The organism is Mesorhizobium sp. A623 (genome assembly GCF_054489405.1).
In genome coordinates this window covers 181908-201967 of the sequence record NZ_JBTMXB010000006.1, presented here as the reverse complement: position 1 = coordinate 201967, position 20060 = coordinate 181908, and the positions used below count along the sequence as shown (strand labels likewise).

Below are 20060 nucleotides of genomic sequence, written 5' to 3'. Positions count from 1 at the left end.
AAATGACCCCGAATAAGAACAGCCAGAACGCGGCTCAGATCGTCGACTTCATTAAGCAGAAAATCATTTTCGGGCGCCTGCGTCCTCGCGAACGGCTGATCGAGGAAGACATCACCGCACAGTTCGATGTTTCCCGCCACGTGGTCCGTGCCGCAATGATGGAGCTCGAGCAACTCGGGCTGGTGACGAGGCGCCCGAACAAGGGCGTCACCGTGCGGGATTTCTCCGTCGAAGAGATCGACCAGATCTACGACATCCGAGCGCTCTTGCAGTCAGAAGCTGGGCGTCGGATCCCCATGCCTGCGCCGAAGGAATTGATCGATGAACTCGAGGCGATCCATCGTGACTACTGCCTGGCTCATGACAACGACGAATTGCAGAAGGTCTGCTCGCTGAACAACCGCTTCCACCGAACGATCTGGGCCGCCTGCGGAAACGCCTGCTTGAGCGGCCTAATCGACCGAATCTGGATAGAGACACTGGGCATCCGATGCTACGGCATCGGCGACGCCACCCTTTTGAAACTCGCCCGGTCCGAACACGGGCGAATGATCGAAATGCTGAAGACCGGCGACCGCGAAGGGTTCATCAAGCTCTCGACCGATCACATGCAGCCCTCGCTCGAAGCCTACAAGCGGGCGCACGGAGGATGGACCGGCGCGCCGTCCGACCTTGACTGGATCGACGAGAGGCAGGCATCTTGAACCTGACCTACGAAGTCATCGTACCGGGCAACAACCTTCGCTTGGCGGACGATTTCCTGGGGATTTCGAGCATTACGCTCATTCACGCTAAATCGGGACCGCTGTTGTTTGACACCGGCGGATATATCTCGCGGCTAGGCCTGATAAAGCGACTCGGCGAACGCGGTCTGGCTCCGTCCGACATCAAGACAGTTTTCCTTTCGCACCTGCATTTCGATCACGCGCATAACATCGACCTGTTTCCAAAAGCCCGCTTCATTCTCAGCCGCCGTGAATGGGAGTATGCGCAAAATCCTCATCCCGACGATCTGCTTATGCCATGGGGGGTTCTCGACCATCTCACCAAAGGAAACGTGGAGTTGATCGAAGGCGAAGGCGAGCTGGAGGACGGTCTCTTCCATTTTTCGGCGCCGGGCCATACGCCAGGATGTCACGCTCTTGAATTTGACACGGATGACAAAGGCCATGTCGTGATCGCGGGAGACGCGATCAAATACATCAAGGAAGTCATACTCGGGCGCTGCGACATGGCATTCGACACAATCGAGACGGGGACCGCAAGCATCCGACGAATTCTCGCTTGCGCCGACCGCATCGTTCCCGGCCACTTCCCTGAACTGATAAGACAACCGGACGGCCATTTCTCGTGGGACGATGGTGTGCCGTTTAATCTTCTGGTCAGATAGATCAACTTCATCGGCGCATTCATTGTTGTGGATGCCCCGAGGAACCCTGTTAGTTCATAACCAAAAGCAAGAATGTCTTTCTTCCTGTAACCATCAAGAGATCAGGACGAAATAGACCGCTCTAAAAACGCAGGCTGTTTTTGGCACAGATGCCAAATCCGAACAGGCGGTTCGGGGTGGGTGAGCGAAGATACCGCATGCCAAGATTGAGAACAATGGGCGTTGGTGCATCTGTGGACGTCCTACCAAGTCAATATTTCCGCATTAAGAGCGACCTAGTTGGAAGGGGGTTCGATATGCTGCGTGCCTTCAATCGATCCGATAGGGCAATGTCCCTCTCAGATTGTGGTCCACAACTAGTTTTCGGTTTAACGGCGGGACCGCGCGTTGGTGGCAGTTAGTGCGTTCGCAGATGCGGCAGGAGATGCCGATCGGATCGAAGGCGGCGCGATTGCCATGGCCGAGCTTGTCAGCATAGACGAAATCGCCGGCATAAGTGACCTCGCAGCCGAGCGCGATGGCATAGCGGCGCTGCGGCGCGTTGAAGCCGCCGCCACCTTTGGTGAGGTCGGTGGCCACGCACAGATAGCGCACGCCGTCCGGCGTCTCGGCAAGCTGGCGAATGATACTGCCCGGCCTCTCGAAGGCCTGGTGCACGTTCCATAAGGGGCAGGCCGCGCCGAAGCGCGCGAACTGCAGCTTGGCAGCGCTGTGGCGCTTGGTGATGTTGCCGGCACGGTCGATGCGGGCAAAGAAGATCGGCACGCCCTTGAGGCCTGGCCGCTGCAATGTGCTCAGCCGATGCGCCACCTGCTCGATGCTGGCACTGAAGCGCGCGGCCAGCAGTTCGAGATCGTGGCGCAGTTCTTTCGCGGCTGCCAGGAACGACTGGTAGGGTAATGTCAGTGCACCGGCGAAATAGTTCCGCAGGCCTATCTTGCAGATTTCCAACGCTTCGGACGTGCGAAACCTGGCACGTTGGGCGATCCCTGAGACGACCTCTTCCATCTCGAGTTCGGCAATCTGGAAGGCGACCTGGAAGTTACGGGTCGAGGGCGGTGAATAGGGATTGACGTACAATATCCGCGCCACTGGATCGAAACGCCGGATGATGTCGTCGCCCGGTTCAGCCCGGACGACGCGAATTTTGTGCGCCTGCTCGATATAGGCTGGCAGGATGGCGCTGGTATCGCGGTCTGAAATGCCCAGTTCGCCGGCAAGCTTCTCCGCGGCAAGATCGAGATCGTGAATGTAATTGTCGACGAAGTGGAAGAAATCGCGAACTTCTTCATAGGATGAGGGTTCGGTGAGCGAGGAACTCTTGCCAAGCGCGTCATCGAAACTGGCCAGTTGCTCGCTGTTTCTCCGAAAAGCCTGATGGCAGGCGATCAGAGCGTGGGCCAGACCCGGCGCATTTTGGGTGATCAGCTTCAGTTCTTGCAAATTGGGTTTGTAATTGTCGAAGACCGGGTCGGTCAGTGTTTCCGCCACGGCCGAAAGCAGGCGGTCGTCGTCGCCAAGCGCCATGGCGCCGATGTCGATCTGAAAGTTTTCCGCGAGCGCTAGCAGTACCGCCGCAGAAACCGGGCGCTGGTTGTTCTCGATCTGGTTGAGATAGCTGGCGGAAATGCCAAGGCGCTCCGCGAAAGCAGATTGCGTCGCCTTATGGGAGTCGCGGATTTCGCGGATTTTCCGACCGATATAGAGTTTTCTAGCGGACGTTTTCACAAGTTTGCAAAATCCAATTTGCAAGATGATACATTACACAATCGTACCCTTCAATCGTTTCCGTGCGGCACGCATCCCCCTATTGGTCAGGCTCAGACTTCCCAACCTGTTTCCGGATGCGAATTGATGACCCTTTACTCCACCCTTGGCCGACACGGCTCCGCGATGGATGTTGCCGTTGTGCTCACCGGCTCCATCCTTTTGGCGCTTTCCGCGAAATTCCAGGTGCCGTTCTTCCCGGTCCCGATGTCGATGCAGACATTCTTCGCCATCGGTCTCGGCCTGGCGCTGGGGCCGACGCGCGGTGCCGTCGCGGTCATGCTTTATCTGGCGCAAGGCGCGGCAGGCCTGCCTGTTTTTGCCGGCACGCCGGAGCAAGGCATCGGGCTCGCTTATATGATGGGGCCAACCGGCGGTTTCCTGGCTGGCTTTGTGCTGGTGGCCTTGGTGGCGGGGTGGCTCGCCAAACACGGCTTTGACCGCAACCCGGTGACAGCGATGGTGGCGGCGCTTCTTGCAGGCTCGGTGATCTATGTGCCGGGCCTTCTCTGGCTGGGCATCGTCATCGGCTGGGACAAGCCGGTGCTGGCCCTCGGCCTCTACCCTTTCGTTCCCGGCGACATCGCCAAGGCCATGCTCGCGGCGGTGGCCTTTCCGGCGGCCTGGAAGTGGCTGTCGGCAAAGGGAGTGAACTGATGCGCCCCGTGCTCGACCAGCTCGAATCCCGCCGCGCCGAGGCCCGCCTTGGCGGCGGACAGAAGCGCATCGACGCCCAGCATGCAAAGGGCAAGCTGACGGCGCGCGAACGGCTCGACGTGCTCCTCGACGAGGGATCGTTCGAGGAATACGACATGTATGTCACCCACCGCGCCACCGATTTCGGCATGGCGAGCCAGAAGGTGCCAGGCGATGGCGTGGTCACCGGCTGGGGCACGATCAACGGCCGGCTGGTCTATGTGTTTTCGCAGGATTTCACCGTGCTAGGCGGCTCGCTGTCGGAAACCCATGCACAGAAAATCTGCAAGATCATGGACATGGCGGTGCGCAACGGCGCGCCGGTCATCGGGCTCAACGACAGCGGCGGCGCGCGCATCCAGGAAGGTGTCGCCTCGCTCGCCGGCTATGCCGACGTGTTCAAGCGCAATGCCGATGCGTCTGGCGTGGTGCCGCAGATTTCGGTGATCATGGGCCCTTGCGCCGGCGGTGCGGTCTATTCGCCGGCCATGACCGACTTCATCTTCATGGTGCGCGATAGCTCCTACATGTTCGTCACCGGCCCGGACGTGGTGAAGACCGTCACCAACGAGATCGTCACCGCCGAGGAACTGGGTGGCGCGCGCACGCATACGACCAAGTCGTCGGTCGCTGACGGCGCCTATGAAAACGACATCGAGACGCTGGAGCAGGTGCGCGCGCTGTTCGACTTCCTGCCACTGAACAACCGGGAAAAGCCGCCGGTACGGCCCTTCCACGACGACCCGTCACGGCTGGAAATGCGGCTCGACACGCTGGTGCCTGACAGCGCCGCAAAACCCTACGACATGCGCGAACTGATCCTGGCGATCGCCGATGAAGGCGATTTCTTCGAAATCCAGGCGGCATTTGCCAAGAACATCATCAACGGTTTCATGCGCATCGAAGGCCAGACGGTCGGCGTTGTCGCCAACCAGCCAATGGTTCTGGCCGGGTGTCTCGACATCGATTCCTCGCGCAAGGCGGCGCGCTTCGTGCGTTTCTGCGACGCATTTTCGATCCCGATCCTGACGCTGGTCGATGTGCCCGGCTTCCTGCCCGGCACAGCGCAGGAGTATGGCGGCGTCATCAAGCACGGAGCCAAGCTGCTATTCGCCTATTCTCAGGCGACAGTGCCGATGGTGACGTTGATCACGCGCAAGGCTTATGGCGGCGCCTATGACGTCATGGCCTCGAAGCATATCGGCGCCGACGTCAACTACGCCTGGCCGACCGCCGAGATCGCGGTGATGGGCGCCAAGGGCGCGACCGAGATTTTATACCGCTCCGAGCTTGGCAATCCCGAAAAGATCGCTGCCCGGACCAAGGAATATGAAGAACGCTTCGCCAATTCGTTCGTGGCGGCAGAGCGCGGCTTCATCGACGAGGTGATCATGCCGCATTCGTCGCGCAAGCGCATCGCGCGCGCCTTCGCCGCCCTGCGCGGCAAGAGCGTCGATACGCGGTGGAAAAAGCACGACACGATGCCGCTTTGAGGACCGGAAACATGTTCAAGAAAATCCTCATCGCCAATCGCGGCGAAATCGCTTGCCGGGTCATCAAGACGGCAAAGAAACTGGGCATCGCCACGGTCGCCGTCTATTCGGATGCCGACCGCGAGGCGCTGCATGTGAAGATGGCCGACGAAGCGGTGCATATCGGCCCCGCGCCGTCGAACCAGTCCTACATCGTTATAGGCAAGATTTTGGACGCGGTGCGCGCAACCGGCGCGGATTCGGTGCATCCGGGCTATGGCTTCCTGTCGGAAAACGCCAATTTCGCCGAAGCGCTCAAGGCGGAAGGCGTAGCCTTCATCGGGCCGCCGCCGGTGGCCATCGAAGCCATGGGCGACAAGATCACCTCGAAGAAGATCGCCGCCGCCGCCGGCGTCTCGACCGTGCCGGGCCATATGGGCCTGATCGCGGATGCGAACGACGCCGTCAAAATCGCGGGTTCGGTCGGATACCCGGTGATGATCAAGGCATCGGCCGGCGGCGGTGGCAAGGGCATGCGCATTGCCTGGAACGACGCCGAGGCGCGCGAAGGCTTCCAGTCGTCGAAGAACGAGGCGAAGGCCTCCTTCGGCGACGACCGCATCTTCATCGAGAAATTTGTCACCCGGCCGCGTCACATCGAGATTCAGGTGCTGGGCGACCAGCACGGCAATCTGGTCTATCTGGGCGAGCGCGAATGCTCGATCCAGCGCCGCAACCAGAAGGTCATCGAGGAGGCGCCGTCGCCGTTCCTGGACGCCGCGACGCGCAAGGCGATGGGCGAGCAGGCTGTCGCCCTTTGCAAGGCGGTCGGCTATTTCTCGGCCGGCACGGTCGAGTTCATCGTCGATGGTGACCGCAAATTCTACTTCCTCGAAATGAACACAAGGCTTCAGGTCGAGCATCCGGTGACGGAACTGATCACCGGCATCGACCTGGTCGAGGAAATGATCCGCATCGCTGCTGGCGAAAGGCTGCGCTTTGGCCAGGCGGACGTAAAACTGAACGGCTGGGCGGTGGAAAGCCGGCTCTATGCGGAAGACCCGTATCGCAGCTTCCTGCCTTCCATCGGGCGCCTGTCGCGCTACCGGCCGCCGGTCGAGGGCACGCGCGACGACGGCACGGTCGTGCGCAACGACACCGGCGTCTTCGAGGGCGGCGAAATCTCGATGTACTACGACCCGATGATCGCCAAGCTGTGCACCTGGGCGCCGGACCGGCTGGCCGCGATCGACGCCATGTCGCAGGCGCTCGACGATTTCGAGGTCGACGGCATCGGCCACAACCTGCCGTTCCTGTCGGCGGTGATGGATCATCCGCGCTTTCGCGAAGGCCGGATAACCACTGCCTTCATTGCCGAGGAATTTCCAGACGGCTTTGTCGGCGTCGCGCCCGACGAGGCGGATGCGCAGAAACTGGCCGCAGCCGCCGCCCTGATGAACCTGCGCTCCGAACAGCGCGCGGTGCAGATTTCAGGCGGAATGGACAACCACCGGCGCAAGGTCGGCTCGGATTGGGCGGTGACGCTGGGCGGCTTCCGCTTCCGGCTCACCGTCGGCGGGCAGGCCGATGGCGCGACCGTCGCGTTCGAAGACGGGCCTTCGGTCAGCGTCGTCAGCGATTGGCTGCCGGGCCGGGTTCATGCGCGCTTCGTCATTGATGGCGAGCCTGCGGGGATCAAGATGGAGGCGACCGGCACCGGCATGCGGCTGCGCTGGCGCGGCATGGATGTGGTCGCGCATGTGCGCACGCCGCGCGCCGCCGAGCTTGCCTTGCTGATGCCGGTGAAATTGCCGCCGGACACTTCGAACATGCTTTTGTGCCCGATGCCGGGCGTCATCACCAGCATTGCCGTCAATGTCGGAGATCAGGTCGAGGCGGGGCAGGCGCTGGCCACCGTCGAGGCGATGAAGATGGAGAACGTGTTGCGGGCCGAGCGCCGCGCAACGGTGAAGCGCATCGCGGCGCAAGCGGGCCTCAGCCTTGCCGTCGATGAACTCATCATGGAATTCGAGTAGGAACGAATCGATGGCCGAGCGCACAAGCCATGACGCGTGGCACAAGCTTGCCGAACGCGAGCTAAAGGCCTCTCCGGACGATCTCGTCTGGCATACGCCGGAAGGCATCGACGTAAAACCGCTCTATACCCAAGCTGATCTTGAAGGCGTCGGTCATCTCGGCACGCTGCCGGGGATAGAGCCGTTCCTGCGTGGTCCGCGCGCCACCATGTATGCCGGCCGGCCATGGACCATCCGGCAATATGCCGGTTTCTCGACGGCGAAGGAAAGCAACATCTTCTACCGCAAGGCGCTGGCGGCCGGCCAGAAAGGCCTGTCGGTGGCGTTCGACCTTGCCACCCATCGCGGCTATGACAGCGACCATCCCCGCGTCGAGGGCGATGTCGGCAAGGCCGGCGTCGCCATCGATTCGGTCGAGGACATGAAAATCCTGTTCGACGGCATTCCGCTGGACGAAATGTCCGTCTCCATGACCATGAATGGCGCCGTGATCCCGATCCTTGCCAATTTCATCGTCGCCGGCGAAGAACAGGGCGTTTCGCGTGCAAAGCTTTCAGGAACGATCCAGAACGATATCCTGAAAGAATTCATGGTCCGCAACACCTACATCCACCCGCCCGAACCCTCGATGCGGATCGTTGCCGACATCATCGATTATACGGCGCGCGAGATGCCGAAATTCAACTCGATCTCGATCTCCGGCTACCACATGCAGGAAGCCGGCGCGACGCTGGTGCAGGAACTGGCCTTCACGCTGGCCGACGGGCGCGAATATGTGCGCGCCGCCCTGGCCAAGGGGCTCGACGTGGACGCCTTCGCCGGTCGTCTTTCCTTCTTCTTTGCCATCGGCATGAATTTCTTCATGGAGGCGGCAAAGCTGCGGGCAGCACGGCTTTTATGGTCGCGCATCATGGCCGAGTTCGAGCCGAAGAAGCCGACCTCGCTGATGCTGCGCACCCATTGCCAGACATCGGGCGTGTCGCTGCAGGAACAGGACCCCTACAACAACATCGTGCGCACCGCCTATGAGGCGTTGGCCGCCGCTCTTGGCGGCACGCAGTCGCTGCACACCAATTCCTTCGATGAGGCGATTGCGCTGCCGACGGAGTTTTCGGCGCGCATCGCCCGCAACACGCAGCTGATCCTCCAGCACGAGACCGGCGTCACCAAGGTCGTCGATCCGCTGGCTGGCTCCTACTATGTCGAGAGCCTCACCAACGAGCTTGCCGAAAAGGCCTGGGCGCTGATCAAGGAAGTGGAAGTGATGGGCGGCATGACCAAGGCCGTCGCCACCGGCCTGCCCAAGCGCATGATCGAAGAGGCGGCGACGCGTCGTCAGGCGGCGGTCGACATGGGCGAGGAAGTGATCGTCGGCGTCAACCGCTACAGGCTTGAAAGCGAAGACCAGATCGATAGCCGCGACATCGACAACAAGGCGGTGCGCCTGGCGCAGGTCAGCCGCTTGGAGCAGATCAGGCGCTCGCGCGATGGCGCGCGCGTCGCAGCGACCCTGGCTGCGCTGGAGGCAGTCGCCGCAGGTGGTCCGGGCAACATTCTCGAAGCCGCCGTCGAAGCCGCCCGCGCCCGCGCTACCGTCGGCGAGATTTCCGATGCCATGCGCCGTGTCTTTGGCGATCACACGGCAACGCCCGAGGTCGTCGGACAGATCTATGGCAAGGCCTATGAGGGTGAGCCGGAATTCCAGACGCTCGCGGCACGGCTCGATGCGGTGTCCAGGACGCTTGGGCATAAGCCGAGGATCATGGTCGCCAAGCTCGGCCAGGACGGCCATGACCGAGGCGCCAAGATGATCGCCTCGGCCTTCGGCGATATCGGCTTCGACGTCCTGGCCGGTCCGCTGTTCCAGACGCCGGCGGAAGCCGCCGAAATGGCCATCGACGCAAAGGTCCGCGTGCTGGGCGTGTCTTCGCTGGCCGCCGGCCACAAGACCCTGCTACCGCAACTGATCGAGGAACTGAAAGTGCAGGGTGGGCACGACATCATTGTCGTCTGTGGCGGCGTCGTGCCGCGCCAGGACTATCAGTTCCTGCTGGATCAGGGCGTGGCGGCCGTGTTCGGCCCCGGCACCAACGTGCTCGAAGCCGGCCGCGCCGTGCTCGATCTCATGGAAGGCAAGCGCCGCAACAAGTAATCAGAGGGCTGGGCAGGTTGCCTGCAGCCGCAATGAATAAATTCGAGAGGTAAGTAAATGACAAATCAGGTCGTCTTCGTTTCCGCTGCGCGTACGCCAATCGGCTCGTTTGGTCGCTCGTTAAAGGATGTATCCGCCACACGCCTAGCGACGATAGTGCTCCAAGCTGCGGTCGAGCGCGCCGGCATTGACCCTGAGCGTGTCGGCCACGTGGTTTTTGGCAATGTCATCCACGGTGAGCCACGTGACGCCTACCTGTCCCGGGTTGCGGCTATCGAAGGCGGACTCGACGCCTCCGTTCCTTGCCTGACGCTCAATCGACTTTGTGGTTCCGGCCTTCAGGCTATCATAACGGGTACGCAATCGATCATGCTGGGTGACACAGATTGCGTGATCGCCGGCGGTGCTGAAAGCATGAGCCGAGGTGGCTATTTGTTGCCGGCGCTTCGCGAGGGGCAGCGTCTGGGCGACAGCACGGTAATCGACATGGTGGCGGGTGTGCTGTCCGATCCGTTCGGAGCTGGCCACATGGGAATTACCGCCGAGAACGTAGCGAAGTTAAGCAATATCTCCCGGGTTGAACAGGATACCTATGCCGTCGAGAGCCATCGGCGCGCTGCAAAGGCGACTGCGGAAGGGCGGTTTAAGTCTCAGATCGTGCCCGTGGAACTTACGAGCAGAAAAAGCAGGGTCGTTTTCGACAAAGACGAGCATATACGGCCGGATGTCACTGTGGAGCACCTGTCCGCTTTGCGCCCTGCTTTTATGAAGGAAGGCAGTGTCACGGCCGGCAACGCGTCGGGGATGAACGACGGCGCTGCTGCGTTGGTTATGATGGAGGAGGGTGCGGCCTGCCTCGAAAGGCGACCGATCCTCGGCAGGATTGTCGCCTATTCCCATTCCGGTATCGACCCAGCGATTATGGGACTTGGCCCAGTCGAAGCCACGCGCAAGGCGTTGTCGCGTGCCGGGATTTCCGTCGCAGACCTCAAAGTGATCGAGTCGAACGAGGCTTTCGCCGCCCAAGCCTGCGCAGTGTCGAAGGAATTAGGATTTCCCTCCGAGATCACTAATCCCAATGGTGGTGCCATTGCGCTCGGCCATCCGATAGGCGCAACGGGCGCGATCTTGACCGTAAAAGCTATTCATGAATTGCAGCGCCTCGGTGGCGGCTACGGCCTGATCACGATGTGCATCGGTGGCGGGCAAGGTATCGCCTTGGTCATTAAAGTGGGCTGATAAAGAACACCAAACCTGAAAACACTTCTTTGGTCTATGATAAAGTGCCGAAGATTGACCCTCGGTGATTGGTATTAAGTGCTTGACTGCACTGGTAAAATCTTACGTTTCCGCGGGGTCAAGATCTACGCCGATCGCGCCCCTACCCTCGCCCGCAATGAAGAGAGAGATCAAGACCTGGCGCTCTGGCAAGAGGGTCAGCCTTCGGTGTCGATTCACACGTAGGCCAATGCCGCACTCCAGCAGCATTTCCTCGACAAGACTCGGGCCCAGCGGAAACCGAAAGGATTGAATTGCCAGCCGTCAACAGAGCCCAAGGTAACACTTCAGAACCGGTGAGACCCGTCTATGATTTCCTTGGCCCGTTGGGCGAATTGGCCGGCGAGCGGCGCGACGTTCTCGGCATTGGCGGCGGCCGCGTTGCCTGCGCGGGCTCGATCAGCAATCCCAACGAAGATGATGGCAAAGCGGAACAGCGCGAAGACAATATGGAACGACCTGAACTGTGCCGTCGGTATTGCCTGAGCAAAATAATGCTTAGTAAACTCGACCTCTGAGGGAATCCCCAACGCATGGTAATCAAGACCTAAGATGCCGCCATACTCGTCGGGCGAGGTATGCCATGGCATGCAGCAAAATCCGAGATCAGCCAGCGGATGTCCGAGAGTAGAAAGCTCCCAGTCAAGGATACCTATCACCTTGGGTTCTGTTGGGTGGAACAGCATGTTCCCAAGCCTGAAATCACCATGAGCGATAGAAACCTGCCCATCATGCTCGGGCCGATTTTCTGACAGCCATTCGGCAACCGCATCTAGCGCCGATATTGGTTCGCCAGAAGATTCGCGATACTGCTTCGTCCAGCGCGCGATCTGGCGTTCGAAATAGTTTCCCGGCCGACCGAAATCGCCAAGGCCGATCTCCTCAGGCCTGATAGCATGGAGCCTCGCCAGCGCCTCGGCCATGCCGAGATAAATCCCCCGCCTTTCAGGAGCAGAAAGTTCGGGCAGCGAACAATCGTGGAACACGCGACCGCGCAGGCGCTCCATCAGGTAGAACGGTGTACCGAGCAGTTTGGGATCGTCATGATAGAGGATCACTCTTGGAACCGGGACGTTTGTCCGGGACAGCCCTTCAAGCACTCGAAATTCCCTATCAATGGCGTGCGCGCCACGCAAAATTGGCCCTGCCGGTTGCTTGCGCAACACCATGCTGTGGCTGCCATAGTCGACGAAATAGGTCGGGTTCGACTGTCCCCCGGCGATCTTCTCCAATGAGAACGAGCCAGTCTCGCCGAAATGACTTGCAAGAAATGCCCGCAAGTCCTGAGGGTCGAAATCGGCACCTGCAACCGGCAGAGAATCGATATGATCTATCACTAACATGTCCTTCCTGGTGATGACGCCCTACGCTTGGGAATCAAGTCGCACCGCACGGCGCAGAATAAATTTCTGGATCTTACCGGTTGCGGTCTTCGGAAGTTCCCGGAACTCGAAGCGACGCGGCACCTTGAAGCCGGCTAGATGCTGGCGAGCAAATTGCAGAAGCTCCTCTGCGGTCGCTGATGCACCCCGCTTGAGCTCGATGAAGGCACAAGGAATTTCGCCCCATTTGTCATCAGGTGCGGCAACCACCGCGGCCAGCAGTACCGCCGGATGCTGATGCAGCACGCTCTCGATCTCGAGGCTCGAGATGTTCTCTCCCCCCGAAATGATCACGTCCTTGGATCGATCCTTGATCTCCACATATCCGTCAGGATGCATCACTGCAATATCGCCAGTGTGGAACACGCCGCCGGCAAAAGCCGCCTCGGTGGCAGCCACGTCTCGATAATAGCCAGACATCAGCGTGTTTCCCCGCAGCACGATTTCTCCAAGCGCAGTTCCGTCGCAAGCGACGTCGTCACCCTGTTCATCGACCACTCGAACGCTGCTCGCCGTTAGATGCCGAATACCCTGGCGCGAGAGAAGCCGCGCCTTGCTTTGTGCGTCTTTGGTCGCGTCTTTGTCATCAAGTATGCAAAGCGTCGCCGGCCCATAGGATTCGGTTAACCCGTAAAGGTGGATGAGATCGAACCCTAGCGAATCCAATTGCGCAATCAGCGTGCTAGTCGGCGAGGCACCGCCAGTCACCACGGTCAGCCTCTGGGATACGTTTCTGGTCACGGCGGTCGGATGGTTCATCATCATGTAAAGCACTACCGGCGCACAGCTCAAATGCGTCACGCCATAGCGTCCGATTGCCTCGAAAATCAGCTCGGGATCGACCCGATCGAGGCAGACATGCAGGCCACCAGCCGCCGTCACCGCCCATGTGTGGCACCATCCGTTGCAATGGAACATTGGCAGCGTCCAGAGATAGACGGAATGCTGGTTCAATCCGAGCGCCAGCACATTGCCAAGCGCGTTCAGGTAGGCGCCTCGATGATGATAGACGACGCCCTTCGGCTTGCCGGTGGTTCCTGACGTGTAGTTGAGGCAGATAGGCTGCCATTCGTCCGCAAGCGCCACATCGCGATCGGGCGTCGCAGGCACCTCGCCGTCCCCGAGAAAATCGAGCGACCCGTTGCCCGTATCGCCAGGGGAGCCAAGGACGAAAAGCGGCACAGCCGCCGCCCGAGCCGCCTCGCGGGCAGCCGGCAAGCAACCTTCATCGGTGATGATTATCCGGCTTTCGGAATGCTCCAGTATGTAGCCGATGGTGGCCGCGTCCAACCTGGTATTGATCGTGCTCAGCACTGCGCCGACCATCGGCACTGCGTAGTGGGCGGCCAGCATTTCGGGGCGGTTTTGCGCGATTACGGAAACAACTTCGCCTGACTTCACACCTTCACGCTGGAGGAAAGATGCAAACCTCGTGACGATCGCTAAAAATTCCCGGTAGGTCCATGTGCTGTCACGCCACGCGACGGCCGGCCGCTCCGGAAATGCCAGCACGGCTCGGTCGAGAAAGTCGAGCGGCGTCAATGGACGATGGTTGGCCGCGCGTGCCGCGAGATGGCTTTCAATACGCATACCGTTCCTCCCGATTGCCTTATGGACGCCCAATCAAGGCATGAGTTGTCCGCCATTCACAGAGAGCACTTGCCCAGTGATGAAACTTGCGTCGTCAGACGTCAGAAACAGAACGGACGAAGCGACATCCATCGGCATGCCGATGCGGCCTGCCGGGATGCACGCGACCTCGGCATCACGGACGTCACGCCGCATTGCATCGGTCATGACCGTTTGAATGAAACCGGGCGCGATGCAATTAGCGGTTATTCCCTTCGCGGCATTCTCCAGCGCGATCGACTTCGTCAACGCGATAAGCCCGGCCTTCGCTGCGGCGTAATTAGCCTGCCCGACCTGGCCGCGTTGTGCATTCATCGAAGAAATATTGACGATGCGGCCGAATGCCCGTCCGCGCATACCGGCAAGCAGAGCGCGGCACAGGTGAAACGGCCCTGATAGATTGACGTCCAGCACGGCTTTGAAGTCCGCGGGGTCCATCTTGTGACAAAGCGCGTCCCTCGTGATGCCGGCGTTGTTGATCAGTGCTCCGACCGGGCCAATGGTCTTTTCGACAAGGCTCGTCGCGGCAAGTACTGCCTCGTAGTCGGCAACATTAACCACGTGCTGGACGGCAAGATACGAAGGGGATTCTTCACCGAAGGCGCGGTCGAATCCCGCCACGCGCCAGCCGTTGCGGGAAAGTCGTTCGGCGATTGCTGCGCCGATACCGCGGGCGGCTCCGGTAACGATAGCGGCGTCAGGCTTCATGCTGCGCGACTGCAACGGGTGCCCCGGCCTGCGCCGATAGCCCGTCATCTGCGACGTCCCAGCGCCAGAAATCGCGTCCTTCTTCAGTGAGAAACTTGTTCAGCACCATCTTGTGAACTTCGTCCGCACCGTCGACCAGCCTGGCCTGTCGGGCATAGCGATAAATCCACTCGAGCACCGTATCCTTCGAATAGCCGCGCGCGCCATTGATCTGAATTGCCGTATCGGCGGCGGCATGCAGCACGTTGGCGACGTGTATCTTGGCCATCGATACCTCTTTGCGGGCGAAGCCGCCCCGGTCGAGTTCCCAGGCGGCCTTCATGACCAGCAGCCGACCGATTTCGATACGCATGGCAAGATCGCCCAGCATCAGCTGAATGCTTTCACGGTCGGCCAGCCTTTGCCCAAAACCCTGACGCTCGGCGGCATAGGCGCGAGCGATTTCCAGGCAACGCTTGGATAGGCCAAGCCAACGCATGCAATGCGTCAGCCGCGCCGGCCCGAGCCGGATCTGCGTGACCTTCATTCCCCTGCCCTCGCCTAGCAAGATGTTCTCAGCTGGAATTTCGAGTCGATCGAATTCGAGTTCGCAATGGCCGCCATGCTCCTCGGGGCCCATGATCTCTATTCGGCGCAGGATTTTCCATCCCGGCTGGTCCTCGTGGAACAGAAATGCCGTCAGCCCGTGGCGCGCATCGTCGGAGGTCCGTGCCATGAGAATGAAATGGCTTGCTTCCTCCGCACCGGTGATGAACCATTTGCGGCCACTCACCACGTATTTGTCGCCCTGCTTTTCAGCCCTAGTCTGGATCATCGAAGGATCGGACCCGCCGCCCGGATGCGGCTCGGTCATGGCGAATGCCGACCGAATCTGCCCATCGACAATGGGCTTCAGCCATTTTTGCTTCTGCTTCTCCGTCCCGAGCGCCTCAAGCACCATCATATTGCCGTCGTCGGGTGCTGCAGAATTGAACACGACGGGTCCGAAGATCGACCGGTTCATCTCCTCGTAGCATACCGCCATGCCGACTTTGTTCAGCCCCGCTCCGCCGGTCTCGGGCTTGAGTTGCAGACACCAGAGACCCTCGGCCTTCGCCTTGGCCCGCAAGTCACCGAGCCGTTCCAGCGTGATGTTGCCATGGGCATCGTAGGATGCCCGGTCACTCTCCAGCGGAATAATCTCCCGATCAACAAAATCAGCAATGCGTTTGCGGAAATTCTCGACATGCGAAGCGATTTCAAAATTCATGGTTCACCTCAAAGCGAAGAAACAAGATGTCCGCCATCAACCGCGAGCTCGATCCCGGTGATGTAACGGCCTGCATCCGAGCAAAGCAGGAGCAACGCGCCGTCGAGATCCTCGGGTTGCCCCAACCGACGCTGCGGTATGCGCTTGATCAGGGCCAGCCCCGGATCGGAAGCAAAGAAATCTCGGTTGAGATCAGTCTCGATATAGCCGGGGCACAATGCATTGACCCTTATGCCGTCGCGCGCCCATTCCAATGCCAGCGACTTGGTGAGCTGGATCACGCCGGCTTTTGACGCTGCATAGGCACTGACGTTACCAGCCACCCGCAGACCCAGGATGGACGCGACGTTGACGACGGCGCCGCCGGCCCCTGCACTCTTCATCCGTTGCGCTGTCGCCTGCGCGACCAGGAACGCACCCTTCAGATTGGTGTCCAGCACCCCGTCCCACTCAGCTTCGGCAAGATCGCTGGCGCGCCGGTCGGCCGTAATGCCGGCATTGTTAACAAGAATGTCGATGTTACCCTCGACCTCCGCCAAAGCCGCCTCGACAGAACTCCGCTCCGTCACATCCATTTGGACGGCATGAGCTGTGCCGCCATTCTTATGAATGGCAGCGCAAACGTCTTCCAGTACCCCCAGACGCCGCGCAGCAAGGACGACAGATGCACCATGTCTCGCGAGAACATTGGCAAAATGCACGCCCAAACCACTCGAGGCCCCGGTGATTAATGCTGTCTTTCCGGCAAGTTCTGCAAAGGCCATGAAACCATCTATCCGTAAAATTCAAACGAGCGCTCGATTTATTAGTAGCTATATTACGCTCTTGCAAGCTAAGATTTTCTGCGCGGCAATCGGACAAATCTGCATGACTGGCATAGAATTGGTATTGTGGAATCGACACTGATGGAGAAGCCGTGAACTCCCAATCCAACAGACAGGGGCCATATCCCTTTTCGACCGAAGTCATATGTGGTCGAATCCTGGAACGGCACCGAGACACCGTCAGTGTTCAGAAGCCACATCTGGCAATCGCCAATCTCGGCCGCATCATCGAAGCGACACTGAAGCTTTCGAACCGGCAGGGCTTCCACGCCACGACGTTGCGCGAGATTGCCCGGGAGTCCGGCCTCAGCATGGGCGGCCTCTACTCCTACATAGACGGCAAGGACACGTTGCTGACGATGATTCTGGGCGAAGTTTCGGCAGCGGTGAATGGAGCGCTCAACTCCCCACCCCCCGAGTTGCGCGAAGATCCCATAGGGTTGGTACGATGGCTAATAGACACCCACATCCGGCTGACGGAAGCTATGCAACCGTGGTTCGTTTTCGCCTATATGGAGGCCAAATCATTTCCCGCGCCTGCTCGCCGTAAGGCGATTGACAGCGAGTTGGCGACAGAGGCGGTTTTCGCGGATGCGCTTCGGGACGGGGCGCAGAAGCAGATATTTTCCGTATCCGACGTTGAACTCTCGGCATCTTTGATAAAGCCGCTTCTCCAAGACTGGTACGTCAAACGCAGCAAATACAGGAAGCGTGGCGTGAAGATTGAACAATACATCGGGACGGTAACTGCGTTTGTCGAAGCTGCGCTGAAGGCATAACCGACCGCAAGCGGATCAGCGTCCCCTCAGGACCCATCGTCGCGAGCATAAGCTCAGACCATAGGCGAGGTACCAGCGAACGCACAGCAGGATCATTGATCGGTCGACATGACGGCCTTTGAACATCAAACGGTCTCCTCAAGGGGAGACCTCGTCATACCAGATCCGAATTACCGCAACGTTTGCAACACAACCATCTCAGCAACAGGCTTCGTCGCGACTGACTTCGCGAGGGAGCGCTATCGCGAGGTCGCGCCCTTGCCGCGATCGATCGCGCTGCTGAGGCCCGACCGCCAGGAGCGGCCGAACTCGCTCGACGCATGGGAAAGCTGATGCGTGTCGAAATGCGCATCAAGCGCCGCGCGGAAGCCGCCTATGTCCATCGTCCGATGCAGCGAGCGCTTGACGAGCTTCAGTGCGAAAGGCGGCGTCCTGGCAATCTGTTCCGCCAGCGCGAGCGTCGCATCCTCCATTTCATCCCTCGGAACGAGGCGCGAGACCATACCGCATGAAAGGGCTTCCTGTGCCTCCATGCGCCGCCCGGTATAAAGCAGGTCCTTGGCGAGCCGCAGCCCCAGCACTGTTGGATGGACCAGCACCTCGACCGCCGCAGCGCCCAACGAGTTGACCACGGGGTCGGCGAAATATGCATCTTCGGAAGCGACGATGAGGTCGCAGACATTGGCGAGCATGAAGGCGGCCGCGATGCAGGCACCCTGCACCTGCGCGATCGTGGGCTTGGGTGCATCCCAGATCTTCATGCAGAAGTCGAAATAAAAGCGCTCCTCGAAAGCGTAGCGTTCTTCCACCGTGAAGTCGCGCCGCTCGACCTCTCCTTCCTTGAGATCGTGCCCCGCGCTGAAGTGATCGCCGGTACCGGCGATGATGATGACGCGCACTGCTTCGTCGCGCACTGCGCGATCTACGGCGTCGCCCATCTCCTCCAGCATCTGCCGGCCTTCGGCGTTCCGACGCTCCGGCCGATTATGCGAGATGCGAGCCGCCGATCCGATCCGCTCGTAAAGGACATACTGATAGTCGCTCATGCCGATCCTCCCCTGCTCTCCGCACGCCTAGCGTGCTTCTTCCAGCACCATCGAGGCGCCCTTTTCGCCGATCATCATCGAAGGCGCGTTGGTGTTGCCGGAGGTGATCTGCGGCATGATCGAGGCATCGATCACCCGCAGCCCGCTCACGCCGCGAACGCGCAGCCGCGCATCGACGACGGCGTGGCGATCGTCCGCCGTTCCCATTCTGGCCGTTCCGACCGGATGGAAGATCGTGGTCGCCACATCACCCACCGCCTTCACGAGCTTGGCGTCGCTCTGCAATTCACGGCCAGGCTTGAACTCCTCCGGATGGAAGCGGGCAAGCGGTGCCTGCGAGACGATACGGCGCGTCAGCCTGATGCTTTCGACCGCCACGTCGCGATCCTCCTGCGTCGACAGATAGTTCGGCCGGATCGACGGCTTGTCGTCGGCGCCGCCGCCCCGGATATGGACGCTGCCTCGGCTGGTCGGGCGCAGATTGGCGACGCTCGCGGTGAAAGCACCGAAGCGGTGCAGGCCGTCGCCCCATTTGTCGAGCGACAGCGGCTGGATGTGGAATTCGAGGTTGGCCGTCGCATAGCGTTTCGACGAGCGGGCGAATATCCCAAGTTGGGACGGGGCCATGGTCAGCGCCCCTCGCCGGCGGAAGGCATAGTCGACACCCATCATCGCGCGGGTAAAGAGATTGGCATAGTCGGTGTTGAGCGTGCGCACCCCGTCGACTTTGAAGACCGGCCGTATCTGCAGGTGATCCTGCAGGTTCTCGCCAACACCGGGGAGGTCGACCTGAACCTCGATGCCGAGATCGCTCAGATGCGCGGCCGCACCAAGACCGCTGCGCTCAAGAATGGTGGGGGAAGCGACGGCCCCGGCGGACAGGATCACCTCGCCGTCGACATGCGCGAGGTGCCCCTGACCATTCTGGATGAAGATAACCGCGACTGCGCGGCCGTCATGGATCACGACGCGCTCGACATGGGCGGCCGTTTCCAGACGCAGGTTCGGCCGCTTGAGAGCCGGCTTCAGGAAGGCACTGGCCGCGCTCCAGCGCCGGCCGCGCTTCTGGTTCACGTCGAAATAAGAGGAGCCCTCATTATCGCCGGCATTGAAGTCGGGGATCTTGCGGATGCCTGCTGCCTCAGCTGCTTCGCGTACGGCGTCCAGGATTTCCCAGCGCACCCGTGGCGGCTCGACGCGCAGTTCGCCCCCGCTTCGATGCAGCATGTTGGGCGGCGCGAGGTGATCCTCGTGCTTGAGGAAGAAGGGCAGGACGTCGTCCCAACCCCAGCCTTCGAGACCAAGCTGGCGCCAGTTGTCGTAATCCGCAGCCTGCCCGCGCATATAGATCATGGCGTTGATGGCGGAGGAACCACCGATCACCTTGCCCCGCGGATAAGGCAGCGTCCGGCCGTTCAATCCCGCCTCGGCCTCCGTTTCGAACATCCAATCCGCGCGCGGATTGCCGATCGCAAAGAGATAGCCGACAGGAATGTGGAACCAGATCCAGTTGTCCAACCCGCCCGCTTCCAGCACCAGCACGCGCCGCGCGGGGTCGGTGGAAAGCCGGTTGGCCACGACGCAGCCGGATGAGCCTGCGCCGATCACGACATAGTCATAGCGACCGGCATCCTTGAGGTCTTTTTTCATGA

The 20060-nt window shown here is 60.4% G+C and carries 16 protein-coding genes and 1 pseudogene; 8 read left to right on the top strand and 9 right to left on the bottom strand.

The genetic code is table 11. From position 1 onward, the window contains the following. Window positions 1-2: 2 nt before the first annotated feature. Both ACX3P1_RS08910 and ACX3P1_RS08905 read left to right on the top strand, forming a co-directional pair. A complete protein-coding gene (locus ACX3P1_RS08910) occupies window positions 3-704 on the top strand; it encodes a GntR family transcriptional regulator (protein ID WP_459079211.1) in 702 nt (233 codons plus the stop codon). Further along, on the top strand, window positions 701-1390 hold the full coding sequence (locus tag ACX3P1_RS08905; protein WP_459079210.1) for an MBL fold metallo-hydrolase: 690 nt from the start codon (window positions 701-703) through the stop codon (window positions 1388-1390). The genes ACX3P1_RS08910 and ACX3P1_RS08905 overlap by 4 nt, the downstream gene beginning before the upstream one ends. Window positions 1391-1699: 309 nt before the next feature. On the opposite strand, the gene ACX3P1_RS08900 is transcribed toward ACX3P1_RS08905, so the two are convergent. Continuing rightward, window positions 1700-3118, bottom strand: a complete 1419-nt coding sequence (locus ACX3P1_RS08900) for a helix-turn-helix domain-containing protein (RefSeq protein WP_459079209.1) — start codon at window positions 3116-3118, stop codon at window positions 1700-1702. 126 nt (window positions 3119-3244) lie between these two features. Between ACX3P1_RS08900 and ACX3P1_RS08895 the strand changes: the two genes are divergently transcribed. The 5 genes from ACX3P1_RS08895 to bktB are packed head-to-tail and all read left to right on the top strand — an operon-like array spanning window position 3245 to window position 10752. After that, a complete protein-coding gene (locus ACX3P1_RS08895) occupies window positions 3245-3814 on the top strand; it encodes a biotin transporter BioY (protein WP_459079208.1) in 570 nt (189 codons plus the stop codon). Beyond that, complete coding sequence (locus ACX3P1_RS08890; RefSeq protein WP_459079207.1) at window positions 3814-5346, top strand: acyl-CoA carboxylase subunit beta; 1533 nt, start codon at window positions 3814-3816, stop codon at window positions 5344-5346. The genes ACX3P1_RS08895 and ACX3P1_RS08890 overlap by 1 nt, the downstream gene beginning before the upstream one ends. An 11-nt stretch (window positions 5347-5357) precedes the next feature. Then, on the top strand, window positions 5358-7361 hold the full coding sequence (locus ACX3P1_RS08885; RefSeq protein ID WP_459079206.1) for an acetyl-CoA carboxylase biotin carboxylase subunit: 2004 nt from the start codon (window positions 5358-5360) through the stop codon (window positions 7359-7361). 10 nt (window positions 7362-7371) lie between these two features. Beyond that, complete coding sequence (gene scpA, locus ACX3P1_RS08880; protein WP_459079205.1) at window positions 7372-9513, top strand: methylmalonyl-CoA mutase; 2142 nt, start codon at window positions 7372-7374, stop codon at window positions 9511-9513. Between the two features lie 57 nt (window positions 9514-9570). Beyond that, a complete protein-coding gene (gene bktB, locus ACX3P1_RS08875; protein WP_459079204.1) occupies window positions 9571-10752 on the top strand; it encodes a beta-ketothiolase BktB in 1182 nt (393 codons plus the stop codon). 326 nt (window positions 10753-11078) lie between these two features. Here bktB and ACX3P1_RS08870 read toward each other — a convergent pair whose 3' ends face one another. From ACX3P1_RS08870 to ACX3P1_RS08850, 5 genes are read right to left on the bottom strand one after another with little or no spacing between them, the layout of a single operon-like run. Beyond that, window positions 11079-12128 (bottom strand): phosphotransferase family protein, encoded by a 1050-nt coding sequence (locus tag ACX3P1_RS08870; RefSeq protein WP_459079203.1) that lies wholly within the window; start codon window positions 12126-12128, stop codon window positions 11079-11081. 27 nt (window positions 12129-12155) lie between these two features. After that, complete coding sequence (locus ACX3P1_RS08865) at window positions 12156-13763, bottom strand: AMP-binding protein (RefSeq protein WP_459079202.1); 1608 nt, start codon at window positions 13761-13763, stop codon at window positions 12156-12158. Window positions 13764-13796: 33 nt separating this feature from the next. After that, complete coding sequence (locus tag ACX3P1_RS08860; RefSeq protein WP_459079201.1) at window positions 13797-14510, bottom strand: SDR family oxidoreductase; 714 nt, start codon at window positions 14508-14510, stop codon at window positions 13797-13799. Beyond that, window positions 14500-15759 carry an acyl-CoA dehydrogenase family protein gene (locus tag ACX3P1_RS08855; RefSeq protein ID WP_459079200.1) on the bottom strand — a complete coding sequence of 420 codons (1260 nt, stop codon included), beginning with the start codon at window positions 15757-15759 and terminating at the stop codon, window positions 14500-14502. Before ACX3P1_RS08855 ends, ACX3P1_RS08860 begins: the two co-directional genes overlap by 11 nt. A gap of 8 nt (window positions 15760-15767) precedes the next feature. Beyond that, a complete protein-coding gene (locus ACX3P1_RS08850; protein ID WP_459079199.1) occupies window positions 15768-16523 on the bottom strand; it encodes an SDR family NAD(P)-dependent oxidoreductase in 756 nt (251 codons plus the stop codon). Between the two features lie 152 nt (window positions 16524-16675). Here ACX3P1_RS08850 and ACX3P1_RS08845 point away from each other — a divergent pair, with 152 nt between their 5' ends. Then, a complete protein-coding gene (locus ACX3P1_RS08845) occupies window positions 16676-17362 on the top strand; it encodes a TetR/AcrR family transcriptional regulator (protein ID WP_459079198.1) in 687 nt (228 codons plus the stop codon). A gap of 48 nt (window positions 17363-17410) precedes the next feature. Here ACX3P1_RS08845 and ACX3P1_RS08840 read toward each other — a convergent pair. The 3 genes and pseudogenes from ACX3P1_RS08840 to ACX3P1_RS08830 form a co-directional block, all read right to left on the bottom strand. Next, window positions 17411-17488 (bottom strand): annotated as a pseudogene (locus ACX3P1_RS08840) (IS6 family transposase); the annotation flags it as partial. 113 nt (window positions 17489-17601) lie between these two features. After that, a complete protein-coding gene (locus tag ACX3P1_RS08835) occupies window positions 17602-18408 on the bottom strand; it encodes an enoyl-CoA hydratase (protein ID WP_459079197.1) in 807 nt (268 codons plus the stop codon). A 27-nt stretch (window positions 18409-18435) separates the two neighbouring features. Next, window positions 18436-20058 (bottom strand): GMC family oxidoreductase, encoded by a 1623-nt coding sequence (locus ACX3P1_RS08830; protein WP_459079196.1) that lies wholly within the window; start codon window positions 20056-20058, stop codon window positions 18436-18438. Window positions 20059-20060 lie beyond the last annotated feature (2 nt).

Coding starts and splice junctions, on each gene's coding strand:
- ACX3P1_RS08860 (WP_459079201.1), bottom strand. CDS start 14,510: ATGAAGCCTGACGCCGCTATCGTTACCGGAGCCGCCCGCGGTATCGGC.
- ACX3P1_RS08895 (WP_459079208.1), top strand. CDS start 3,245: ATGACCCTTTACTCCACCCTTGGCCGACACGGCTCCGCGATGGATGTT.
- ACX3P1_RS08855 (WP_459079200.1), bottom strand. CDS start 15,759: ATGAATTTTGAAATCGCTTCGCATGTCGAGAATTTCCGCAAACGCATT.
- scpA (WP_459079205.1), top strand. CDS start 7,372: ATGGCCGAGCGCACAAGCCATGACGCGTGGCACAAGCTTGCCGAACGC.
- ACX3P1_RS08890 (WP_459079207.1), top strand. CDS start 3,814: ATGCGCCCCGTGCTCGACCAGCTCGAATCCCGCCGCGCCGAGGCCCGC.
- ACX3P1_RS08850 (WP_459079199.1), bottom strand. CDS start 16,523: ATGGCCTTTGCAGAACTTGCCGGAAAGACAGCATTAATCACCGGGGCC.
- ACX3P1_RS08910 (WP_459079211.1), top strand. CDS start 3: ATGACCCCGAATAAGAACAGCCAGAACGCGGCTCAGATCGTCGACTTC.
- ACX3P1_RS08885 (WP_459079206.1), top strand. CDS start 5,358: ATGTTCAAGAAAATCCTCATCGCCAATCGCGGCGAAATCGCTTGCCGG.
- ACX3P1_RS08835 (WP_459079197.1), bottom strand. CDS start 18,408: ATGAGCGACTATCAGTATGTCCTTTACGAGCGGATCGGATCGGCGGCT.
- ACX3P1_RS08865 (WP_459079202.1), bottom strand. CDS start 13,763: ATGCGTATTGAAAGCCATCTCGCGGCACGCGCGGCCAACCATCGTCCA.
- bktB (WP_459079204.1), top strand. CDS start 9,571: ATGACAAATCAGGTCGTCTTCGTTTCCGCTGCGCGTACGCCAATCGGC.
- ACX3P1_RS08830 (WP_459079196.1), bottom strand. CDS start 20,058: ATGAAAAAAGACCTCAAGGATGCCGGTCGCTATGACTATGTCGTGATC.